Source organism: Streptomyces albospinus (assembly GCF_014648695.1).
In the GTDB taxonomy this organism is placed as follows: Bacteria; Actinomycetota; Actinomycetes; order Streptomycetales; family Streptomycetaceae; genus Streptomyces; species Streptomyces albospinus.
On the sequence record NZ_BMRP01000005.1, the window covers coordinates 281,215 to 290,922 of the forward strand.

A 9,708-nucleotide genomic window follows, 5' to 3' on the forward strand; every position below is an offset into this window, starting at 1 on the left:
CGACAGGTTCGCTGACCCGTCGGACACGCCCTGGTGGTGGAGGAGCCGGCTAGCGGGCCAGACGATAGGAGCGGCTGTGGTGCGGGGTGTGGCTGACTATGCCGAGCTGCTCCAAGGCGCGCAGATGGTAGGCGACTGTGGACACGGACCGGCCGACTGCGGCTGCGATCTCGCGCACCGTCGGTGGACGTCCGGTCTCCGCGGTCAACTCCCGCAGGGCGCGCTCCACTCGGGCCCGCGCTTCGCTCCACTCGCTGGTCATCGTCCCTCGTCCTGCCAGGCCATCTGCTTCAGTGCCATCCGGGCAGCCGGGGCGCGGCCGGGGATGGTGGTCCAGTAGGGATCGGTCGTGATCTGGACGGATAGCCGTTGGAGCCGGCGTCGGAGAACCGTTGTCTCGGAGGCGTTGTCGGCGTCGGCGAGCTGTTGGTAGACGGAGTACCAGGCGGTCTGGGCCTGGATCAGGCGCTCGGGGATGTCGTAGTTGGCCACGCGCCAGATTGCATCACATGTTCGATTTATGATGCAGCACTCACACGGGTGACATGGTGAGCTGTTGTGGCTGGGCGCTGTGGTTGACCGGTGAGCGTTGTATCTGGCCCTGTGCGTGCTTGAGTCGGCCGTGTGGGCTTCGTGGTTGGCGCGCTGTGAGAACACCTCGGCTGGCCACAGGTGCGCTGACTGCCGATCTGCCGGATGGACTGTTTCGTGGGCTTACGTCCGTGAGTGACGTAGATGGGCAGATACGGGCTGAGCTGGCTGAGCTGGACGCGCTGGAGGCAGCAGTAGCGGCCGGGGCATCGTTGGCGGCCTTCGAGAGCACCATCGCGCCGCCCCCCCCGAGGGCTGGTTGCCCTGCCCCTGCTGTGGACACCAGATGTTCGGCGAGATGTGGTCGTACGACATCTGCTCCGTGTGCTTCTGGGAGGACGGCCTGGTCCAGCTGCGGTGGCCATGGAGCTTCGGTGCCAACGCGGTGTGCCTGGTGGACGCGCAACGCAACTACCAGCGTTTCGGCGCGAGTTATGTCTACGCCGGCACCATGACCCGCAACGCCGACGCCCTCGCCGAGAACTTCACCGCGGACGGTGTCTTCGAGGCGCCGCTCATGGCTGCCGGCGCCACCTTCCCCAGGAGGCTGGTGGGTCGCGAGGAGATCCGTAGCGCGATGGCGGCGTACTACGAGCAACAGGCGAAGGACGACCGCGCGCCGAACCCTGAGAAGTCCGCATACGTGCTGCACACCACCTCCGACCCCGACGTCTTCATCGTCGAGATCGACGTCGTCTTCGACGGGGACGGGGACGGGGACGGGGGTGACGTGACCGTCTCGCTGGTACAGATCTTCCGCATCCGCGACGGGAAGATCGCTCGCCTGCGTGACTACTTCGCGCCCGAGCTGATGAGCTGAGGGCGATCGAAACGACAAGTCGGCGGCGCTACTGCTCCATGTCTGCGCCAACCGCGATGCGGCGCGGCGGCATTGGGCCCGGCGGCAGTCTCGTCTCGGCGGGGTGCGTGGCCTCGGGGTGCTGCGGAATCGGTGGGACGGGGGTCGAGCTAAGTGACCCATCCGGGGAGAGCTGGGGCGGGGCATGCCCCACTGGAATGGCGCCGACCGATGGCTGAGAGTGCCTGCGCGGCTGCTTGATCCACGTCAGGCCGTGGTGGGTGATCCCCTGGTTCGTGGACCGTCAGGACCGGGCGTCCGCCGCCCGCTCGGCGGCGTCCAGAGCGAGATGCCATGGACAGGCATCCGGCCGGCCCTTGCCCGGCTCGTCGGGTACGAACCCGCCTTCGCCGCACGGGACGTGCACCCCCATGGCGCGTAGCGTCTCGATGCTGGACAGGGCACAGGCCTGCCGGCCCTGACCTGGTGGCGGCGATCGCGGAGGCGCTGTGCGTCGTCGCGCGGCGGTCTCTTCTCAAGCGGTGGCGAGCGTGTGCCCCAACAGCGACATCGCGTCGGGCATCACCCGCCGCCAGAAGCCTTCCGTGTGCTCCCCGTCGGGGAACCGCGCCTCGCGCGCTCGCGCCTGCCGCGCGACCTCGCGGGCGGCCGGGCAGAACGGGTCCTCCTGGCCGCACCACACGCCGAGGGCACCGGCCCGCATCCGGTCGAGGCGGAGCGTCGGCTCGTGGGCCTGCCAGTCCGCTTCGTCGGCGTACCCGCCGGTGACGCGGGCGTCCGCCCAGGTGCGGAAGACGCCCGGGCTGAGGAGCGCCACGGCGTCCAGGTTGCGGCCGGTCCGCGTGCGCCCGATGGCGTACTGAAGGGCGCCCGAGCCGCCCATGGAGATCCCCATCGCGGCGCGCGGCGTGGGCAGTTGGCGGGCGTGCAGCCAGCCGGGGAGTTCCTCGCGGAGCATCGCCTGCGGGTCGTCGCCGTCGCCGGGGGAGCGCTGGTGCCAGTAGGTGGCGTCCCCGCCGTCCAGCGCGACGACGGCGAACGGCGGGATGCCGCCCTTGACCGCAGCCGCCAGGAACTGCGGCGTCCCCAGCGTCACCATGCCCTGCGCGTGGTTCCCGCGCCCGTGCAGCATCACGCAGACCGGCAGCTTCGTGCTCGCCGCGGTGCCGGGCGGCAGCATGGTCACCATCGTCACCACCCGGCTCCGCGCCGCCGAGCGCACCTGCTCGACGTGCACCGCCCCTGGCGCCACGTCCGGCACCGTGCCGTCCGTCCCGGTCAGCCCCAGCAGCTTCTTCAGCTTCACCCCACCGGGCAACCAGCCGGCGAGCATTCCGCCCGCGGAGGCGGCCCCGAGCAGGGCACCGCCGCCCGCGACGCCGGCCCCGAGCCGCAGCAGGCGCCGCCGCGACACCGCGCGGTCGACGGGGTCTGCCGAGGGTTGCTCGGTGACGCTGCCCGTACCTGTGGTCATGTCTGTCGGCCTTTCACCATTCGGTTTCGTGCGTGCGGCCGTGGTTGGCCGCCGCATGGGTACAAGCCCGTGAAGATGTCCGCGTTCATGCGGTCAAGGCGCCGATGTCCGCCGGGCCGGGCCTGACCCCGGCGACCGCGGGGACGACCCGCAGCGCCACGTCCGAGGGCACTGCTCCGCGGCGCGGTTGCGCTGTGTGCCACGGGCGCGCACGACGATCCGGAACAGCGGCAGCAGGCCGGCAACAGCAGTGCTGCCTGCATGCCGTTCTGCGTCTACCGGTTGGCGCCGTCCGCGGTTGAGCTGACCTGCGTGGCAGCCTGGTGGAGAGTCGGCGGATGAACAGGGGGCTCAGGGGAGGACGCGGGTGGGACGGCCGACGCGGAGGCTCCGTCGTCGTCGGTCAGTGCCGCAGGTTCTTGGACAGCTCCGCCGCGCCCAGCACCTCGCTCGCCGGCGGGGTGGCGATCTCGGGCGCGGCGCCGTAGGCGGAGTAGGTGGTCTGGATCCCGGGCTTGTAGGGGAGGCCGGGGTCGCTCACGCGGACCTGGACCAGGCGGTTCTGCTCGTCGATCCAGAAGTCGTAGGTGGCCGACTTCTGGTGCATGGCCCCGGACACATCTTTCTGCCGGGCGGCGGGCAGACCGGGCACGGCGGCGGCCCAGGCATCGGTCTGGATGAAGCTCTGGATGTGGACCGTCTTCGCGCCGCCGACCGTCTCGTTGCCCACCTTGGTGAGGCGGCCCGCCTTCGCGTTGGCGGTGAGCTGGGCGACCGGGTTGTAGAACTCGCGCATCTCGGTCATGGCGGCCGGGCTCGGCACCGAGAGGTCCGTCTTCTTCATGGTCGGGGAGGTGGTGGAGTCGTACGTCAGCCACTTCTTCCCGTTGCCGTGGGCGGAGATCTTGTCGCCGCCGAAGTACATCGTCCCGTCGACGTACAGGGTGATCTCCGCCCGGCTGCCGTTGTTCATGGACATCTGGAACGCCTCGGGCGACTTCCAGGTGTACGACCCGCTGCCGCCCTGCCCGGAGGACGACCCGCTGCCGCCGCCCGCGGGGGGAGCGACGCTCGATGTGGCCATACTGGCGCTGCCCGCCCGGGTCATGGCGGTGGCCGCTGCCTCCAGCGCGCCCTTGGGGTCCAGGTCGGCGGCCTTCTTCTCCGGCGCCGGAGAATCTCCGCCCGAGGACCCGCCGTCCGAAGATCCGCCGCAGGCCGACAGGCCGGCCACCAGCAGGGCCGAGAGCGTGGCGGCGGTGGCTGTACGCCACGTGGTACGCATGAGCAGTTCCCCCGGCGTGTTGGGTCGATCGGCGTCTCAACTGGGCTGATGGTGGCAGACTTTGCGCGCTCCCGCATCGGAGATCCACCACGCTCCTGCGTCCCTGTCCGTACCGGCCAACACCGGGATCACCCGCTGACGGACGGTCTCGATGCCGGACAGCCGCCCCCGACCAGCACGAGATTCCGTCCCACCACCCACACCCGCCCCAGGACCGGCACCTCCGGGATGAACAACGCTCACTGGTCGTCGGGTGCCGGTCGGCCGCCAACGGGCTGGGAAGCAGACCGTTGGTGGTCGGCGAGCGGTGGCTGCTGCCTGCCGCATTTCCGTGCGGAGTGCCGTGAACTCTCCTGTGCTGTCGCCGAAGAATCGGGGTTACAGCGGAATCGGCCTGAGCGCACAGCGCACCGGCGCGGCGTGGGCGGGGTCGAGAGCGTTCAGTACCAGCTGGTGCACGTTCGGGTCGTACGCGTCGCTCAGGTGATTGGTGAGGTCCAGTGGGCATACGTCCTGAAGCAGGATGTTGTGGACGGTGGCACCGGGCCCGGCGGTGAGGAACTGGTTGGTGTACGGGGTCACTACGGTGTCGGTCTTGGTGATGATGGTGGTGTAGGTGACATGGGGCTCGGTGTCACCCTCGGTGTACAGATGCCGGAGCACCGCGGACCCGACCGTCTGGTCCTCGGCGGCGGGGACGTCCAGGCCGAGTGGCTTGCCGGCGTGTCCCACCACGGCCAGTACCGCATTGACGACGGGGGCCAGGCCGTCAATGGTGGTGCCGTGGTTGCTGGGGTTGATGCCCACCAGCCGGTGCACCTTCGCGGCGCCGCCGTTGAAGCGCAGGTACCACTCGGGCATCAGCCCGCCGCCCTGGGAGTGGCCCACGAGGTCGACCTTCCACGCCCCCGTGGCGGCCAGCACCTTGTCGACAAAGGCGGCCAACTGCTCGGCCGAGTCGGGAACCGGGCCGGCCCCCTTCAGCAGGGCGTGGGGTGTGGTCTCGCCGTAGTTGAGGGCGAACACGCAATAGCCGGCGTGTTTCAACACGGGGGCAAGCCCGCTCCAGTTGCTGAAGGCGTTCTCGAAGGTGCCGTGCACCAGGACCACCGGGCGGGGGTGGACGGCGGAGGGCCGGCAGGTGAAGTCGTTGGTCCCGGCCGGGGAGCGGTCGGGGTCCGGCACCGAGGCGAGCACGGGGAGTGCGAAGTTGACTGCTCCAAGTGTGCCGAGTGGGGTGGTCGACCGGGCCGGCGGGGTCGCGGCGGCACCATGCCTCGGTGCGGGGGGCACGGCGGAAGCGGCGAAAACCGACGCGGCCGGGCAGACCGTCATGGTCAGCGCGGCAACTGCGACCTTGAGGAATCGGCGCATCAGTGGCGCACCTCCCGGTGACGAGGCGTCAGGGCCTGAGCGGCTCCAGCTTCGACAGTCACCGCGCTGCGTTCGCGCACGGCGCGCTGTGTTCACCCGCCCGGCGCTCGCGCGCTCAGCACATCAGGTGGAGGGGGAAGGACGTGGGTCGGACGGACGAGCCGCGTCACGACCGCCGCCGACCAGCCCATTTCACCCCTGCGGGACAGGACGAAAGTGGCTCACTGATCCAAACGACCCCATGGACGGCCACGGCCCCGCCGGGGGAGCCGTCGCGCCGTGGGCAGTTCGAGGGTGACGGTGGTTCCGTGCCCGGTGTTCTCGGCGTACGTGGTGCCGCCGTGCGCGGTGGCCACCGCGTGCACGAAGGCGAGGCCGAGGCCGGATCCTTCGCTGGTGCGGCTTGCTTCGGCGCGGGCGAAGCGATCGAACGCCCGGGGCAGGAACTCCGGTGGGAAGCCGGGGCCTTCGTCGGTCACGCGCAGCCGCAGCCTGCCGCCGCGGAGGGTGGCCGTAACGGTGACCGGGCCGCGCCCGTGACGCAGGGCGTTGTCGACGAGATTGCTGATGGCGGGCCGTAGCCGGCGGGTGTCGACGTCGGCATGGGCGGGCGGCGCCTCGACTGTGAGGGCACGTCCGGCGTGTTCCGCTGTGTGCAGGTGGGGAGCGACGGCGGTGTTCAGGAGCGCGGCGAGGTGGACGGGGGCGCGGGTGAGGTGGTCGGTGCTGCCGAGTTCCTCCAGGTCCAGCAGCGCGTGGGAGAGATCGATCAGGCGCTGGACCTCGGAGTCGACGGAGCGCAGGGTCCGGGTGAGTTCCTCGGCGGAGCGGGGGCGGTGCAGGGCGACGTCCGGTTCGGCCCGCAGCAGGGACAACGGGGTGCGCAGCTCGTGGCTGGCGTCGGCGATGAACCGGCGCTCGCGGGCGGCCGAGGCGGCCAGCCGGTCGAGCATGCGGTTGAGGGTGTGACCGAGGCGGGTGATCTCGTCGTCGCGGTCGGCGGGCACGTCCAGGCGCAGGTTCTGGGCGCCGTCGGCGAGGGTGGCCGCGCCGCCGCGGTAGCGCTCGACGGGGCGCAGGGCTTGACCAGGTAGTCGTCGGCGCCGGCGTCCAGCCCTGCCACACGTTCGCTGATCGAGCCGCGTGCGGTGAGCAGGATCACGGGCACGTCGATGCTCTCGTCGCGCAGTGTCCGGCACACCTCGACCCCGTCCACGCCCGGCAGCATCACGTGCAGGGTCACGGCGTCGAGGCGGGGGTCACGGGCGGCGGCAAGGCCGGAGGGGCCGTCGTAGCGGCCTTCGGCGGTGTGGCCGGACTCGGCGAGGTAGCGGACGACGAGGTCCGTGAGACGGGTCTCGTCATCGACGACCAGGCAGTGCGTGCCGGCCAGGCTGTCCGTGCGTGCCCCCAACTCCGGGGGAGGTAAGGCTTCATGGTCCGTTCATGTGGCATCCCCAGCGTCCCTCGCGTCGCGGTGCTCCACGGGCCGCGACCGGTCCGTCGTTCGACGTGCCGGGACGGAAAGGACAGTCATGGACACATGGGTGCTCGCCGCCAAGGGCATCACGGACCACGCCGCCTGCCTCGTGCGGGGCCGGGCCGACGCGTGTTCCCGGTGCCCCGGCTTCCGTCATCTGCGGCGAGACCGAGTGGGGCTCCGGGGCCGATCCGCGTCCGAGCGGGCGGCTGAGGCGTTGTCACGCAGGCCGGCACCTCCTCAGAGGCACTGCTCCCACCACGTCAGGGGCATCCCTTGTTCACCCACATCAGGGAGACCTTCCGCCACTCCGGCGTATTCGCCGGGTGGTGGTCCAGCCAGTTCTTGAGCGTGGAGCATTCATACGCCGGAACGCTGTGGTGCGCGGTGACGGCCGTGACCGTCTTCGGGGTGGTCGACGCGCTCGCGGACTGCGATATCGCGCCGGCCGACGTCAGGACCAGGGGTGTGACGAGGGCGGTGACCAGAGCCCGGCGCCGGAGGCTCCCACGCCTGGCGCCGGTGGAAGTCGACATGACGCGCCTCCTGGCAGTGAAGAGTGCTCCCCAGCGTTCAACGCGGGACTCGTAGCCGATAGGGCCGAACGGTCCAGCCCCCGGAGCGGGAGGCCTGTCGCGGGCCCGGCCTCCGCCCGGTGCCGGGCCGGGCCGCGGCGTGTTCCGGGTGCTCCCGCACAATGAGGCGCATGCCGCCGCAGTTGATCACCCCCACCGTCCGCGTCCACGCCTCCTTCCTCGGCGCCATGGACGAGTTCCGCGCCGAGGGCGTGGACCGATCCCGCCACTCCGGCCTGGGCCGCGAGCTGCGGACCTGGCGCACCCGCTGGCCGTCCGCCGAGGGATTCGCCGCGTATGTCGAGCTGGTCGCCGGCACCTCCCCGGACGAACGGGCCGACGGCACGGTCCCCGTGACCACCCTGTGGTGGGTGGACGGCGACACCTTCCTGGGGCGGCTCACCGTCCGGCACCGGCTCACCGCGTCCCTGCTCGACTACGGCGGCCACATCGGCTACGCGGTACGCCCCACCGGCCGCCGTCAGGGGCATGCCACCGCGATGCTGCGCGCGGCGCTGCCGTACGCCCACCGGGAGCTGGGCATCGATCCGGTGCTGCTGACCTGCGACGACACCAACGGCGCCTCGCGCCGGGTGATCGAGGAGTGCGGTGGGGTCTTCGAGGACCGGCGGGCGGAGAAGCTGCGGTTCTGGATCCACGGCGAGGGTCCGCGCGGCTGACCGGGGCGACGCACTCGTCCGGTGGATTTTGCCGGGCCGGGCGCACGGGCGGGACGAGGTCCGGCCGCCCCGGCGGGAACTGGGCGGCGTCCGGGCACGTACTCTAGGTAAAGATGTCCGGCGCGAAGTGCCCTCGCCCACGCGGGGGCGATCCGGACCGGGCGCCGCCAGCCGCGCCCTTACACCAAGGAGAAGTAACACTGGGCAAGCGACAGCCCGAAGGCCCGCCGCCCGCACCGGCGGTGCAGCGCATCCGACTGCGCTACACCAAGCGCGGCCGCCTCCGGTTCACCAGCCACCGCGACTTCCAGCGCGCTTTCGAGCGGGCGTTGCGCCGCGCCGAGGTCCCCATGGCCTATTCGGCGGGCTTCACCCCGCACCCCAAGGTGTCGTACGCCAACGCCGCCCCCACGGGGACCAGCAGCGAGGCCGAGTATCTGGAGATCCAGCTCACCGCGCGCCGTGACCCGGAGAAGCTGCGCGAACTGCTCGACGAGTCCCTGCCGGGCGGCCTCGACGTGATCGACGCCGTGGAGGCGCACACCAGCGGCCTCGCCGACCGGTTGCAGGCGTCGGTGTGGGAGATCCGGCTCGACGGCGTCGCCGCCGAAGAGGCCGGGCGCGCCGTGGAGGCGTTCCTCGCCGCAGGGGAAGTACAGGTCGAGCGCCGTACCAAAAACGGCATGCGGTCCTTCGATGCGCGGGGCGCGGTGGCGCGCCTGGAGGCAGCGGCGGCCGAGGGCGATAGGCCCGACGGCAATGCCTGTGCGATACTGCGGCTGGTTGTTCGGCATCTGACACCTGCCGTTCGACCCGACGACGTCCTGTCCGGCCTCCGAGCTGCGGCCGACCTGGCGCCGCCGGTCCCCGCAGCGGTGACCAGGCTGGCGCAGGGGCTGCTCGATGAGGAGACCGGCGCGGTGACCGACCCGCTAGCGCCCGACCGCGACGCTGCCACGGCCGCCCCATCCACGGCCGCCGGGCTGAGTGTCGCGAAGGCGCCGAGTGGGGCCTCTCCGGCGATTTCCGGGGAAGGTACTGCGTAGGACGCGTCGTCGCGTCGCCGATCAGCCAGGGAGCCACCCCGGTCCGGCAGACGCACTGACCAGGAGACTTTCGCCGGTACCCGGCCAACGGGCCCGGCGAGCGAGACGACAGCTCCCGTGCGGCGCCCGCGCCCCGGACAGCGGAACCGCGCTCATCACGCGGACCGCGGCCGGAATCAGGCGCGGCGCCCGGGAGCGTGACGGGAGAACCGCCCGCATGCTCGAATCTATTGAGCCCAACGCAGCCACGCCGTCCGCGGACCGTGGTGCCGAAGACAATCACTCGCCCAGCGACACGCTGCCGCCGCGCCGCCGGCGCCGCGCCGCGTCGCGCCCGGCCGGTCCGCCGACCGGTGCCGCCGCCGAGGCCACGGTCGTGAGCA

The 9,708-nt window shown here is 71.5% G+C and carries 11 protein-coding genes and 1 pseudogene; 3 read left to right on the plus strand and 9 right to left on the minus strand.

Annotated features, from left to right (window positions below):
* Positions 1 to 49: 49 nt before the first annotated feature.
* Positions 50 to 262 (minus strand): LexA family protein, encoded by a 213-nt coding sequence (locus IEZ17_RS10580; protein ID WP_189298809.1) that lies wholly within the window; start codon positions 260 to 262, stop codon positions 50 to 52.
* Complete coding sequence (locus IEZ17_RS10585; RefSeq protein WP_189298811.1) at positions 259 to 492, minus strand: DUF8825 domain-containing protein; 234 nt, start codon at positions 490 to 492, stop codon at positions 259 to 261. The genes IEZ17_RS10580 and IEZ17_RS10585 overlap by 4 nt, the downstream gene beginning before the upstream one ends.
* A gap of 385 nt (positions 493 to 877) precedes the next feature.
* On the opposite strand from IEZ17_RS10585, the gene IEZ17_RS10595 reads away from it, so the two are divergent.
* Positions 878 to 1,411, plus strand: a complete 534-nt coding sequence (locus IEZ17_RS10595; RefSeq protein WP_229852127.1) for a CPCC family cysteine-rich protein — start codon at positions 878 to 880, stop codon at positions 1,409 to 1,411.
* Positions 1,412 to 1,694: 283 nt separating this feature from the next.
* Here the strand turns inward: IEZ17_RS10595 and IEZ17_RS42235 are convergent, their stop codons facing one another.
* The 7 genes and pseudogenes from IEZ17_RS42235 to IEZ17_RS10620 all read right to left on the minus strand — a co-directional run bounded on the left by IEZ17_RS42235 (position 1,695) and on the right by IEZ17_RS10620 (position 7,560).
* Complete coding sequence (locus IEZ17_RS42235) at positions 1,695 to 1,823, minus strand: hypothetical protein (RefSeq protein WP_308427624.1); 129 nt, start codon at positions 1,821 to 1,823, stop codon at positions 1,695 to 1,697.
* A gap of 102 nt (positions 1,824 to 1,925) precedes the next feature.
* Positions 1,926 to 2,885 (minus strand): alpha/beta hydrolase, encoded by a 960-nt coding sequence (locus IEZ17_RS10600; RefSeq protein WP_189298813.1) that lies wholly within the window; start codon positions 2,883 to 2,885, stop codon positions 1,926 to 1,928.
* Positions 2,886 to 3,288: 403 nt separating this feature from the next.
* Positions 3,289 to 4,170 (minus strand): SCO4651 family lipoprotein, encoded by an 882-nt coding sequence (locus tag IEZ17_RS10605; RefSeq protein WP_189298815.1) that lies wholly within the window; start codon positions 4,168 to 4,170, stop codon positions 3,289 to 3,291.
* Positions 4,171 to 4,548: 378 nt separating this feature from the next.
* Positions 4,549 to 5,544 (minus strand): esterase/lipase family protein, encoded by a 996-nt coding sequence (locus IEZ17_RS10610; RefSeq protein ID WP_308427625.1) that lies wholly within the window; start codon positions 5,542 to 5,544, stop codon positions 4,549 to 4,551.
* A 221-nt stretch (positions 5,545 to 5,765) separates the two neighbouring features.
* Complete coding sequence (locus IEZ17_RS10615; RefSeq protein ID WP_268249814.1) at positions 5,766 to 6,623, minus strand: HAMP domain-containing sensor histidine kinase; 858 nt, start codon at positions 6,621 to 6,623, stop codon at positions 5,766 to 5,768.
* Positions 6,608 to 6,958, minus strand: a pseudogene (locus tag IEZ17_RS42240) (response regulator); the annotation flags it as partial. The pseudogene IEZ17_RS42240 and the gene IEZ17_RS10615, both read right to left, overlap by 16 nt.
* Positions 6,959 to 7,287: 329 nt before the next feature.
* Positions 7,288 to 7,560: a hypothetical protein gene (locus IEZ17_RS10620; protein ID WP_189298817.1), complete on the minus strand. Its 273-nt coding sequence runs from the start codon at positions 7,558 to 7,560 to the stop codon at positions 7,288 to 7,290.
* Positions 7,561 to 7,730: 170 nt separating this feature from the next.
* Between IEZ17_RS10620 and IEZ17_RS10625 the strand changes: the two genes are divergently transcribed.
* Complete coding sequence (locus IEZ17_RS10625; RefSeq protein WP_189298818.1) at positions 7,731 to 8,279, plus strand: GNAT family N-acetyltransferase; 549 nt, start codon at positions 7,731 to 7,733, stop codon at positions 8,277 to 8,279.
* Between the two features lie 242 nt (positions 8,280 to 8,521).
* Positions 8,522 to 9,325 carry a TIGR03936 family radical SAM-associated protein gene (locus tag IEZ17_RS10630; RefSeq protein ID WP_189298819.1) on the plus strand — a complete coding sequence of 268 codons (804 nt, stop codon included), beginning with the start codon at positions 8,522 to 8,524 and terminating at the stop codon, positions 9,323 to 9,325.
* Positions 9,326 to 9,708: the final 383 nt, after the last annotated feature.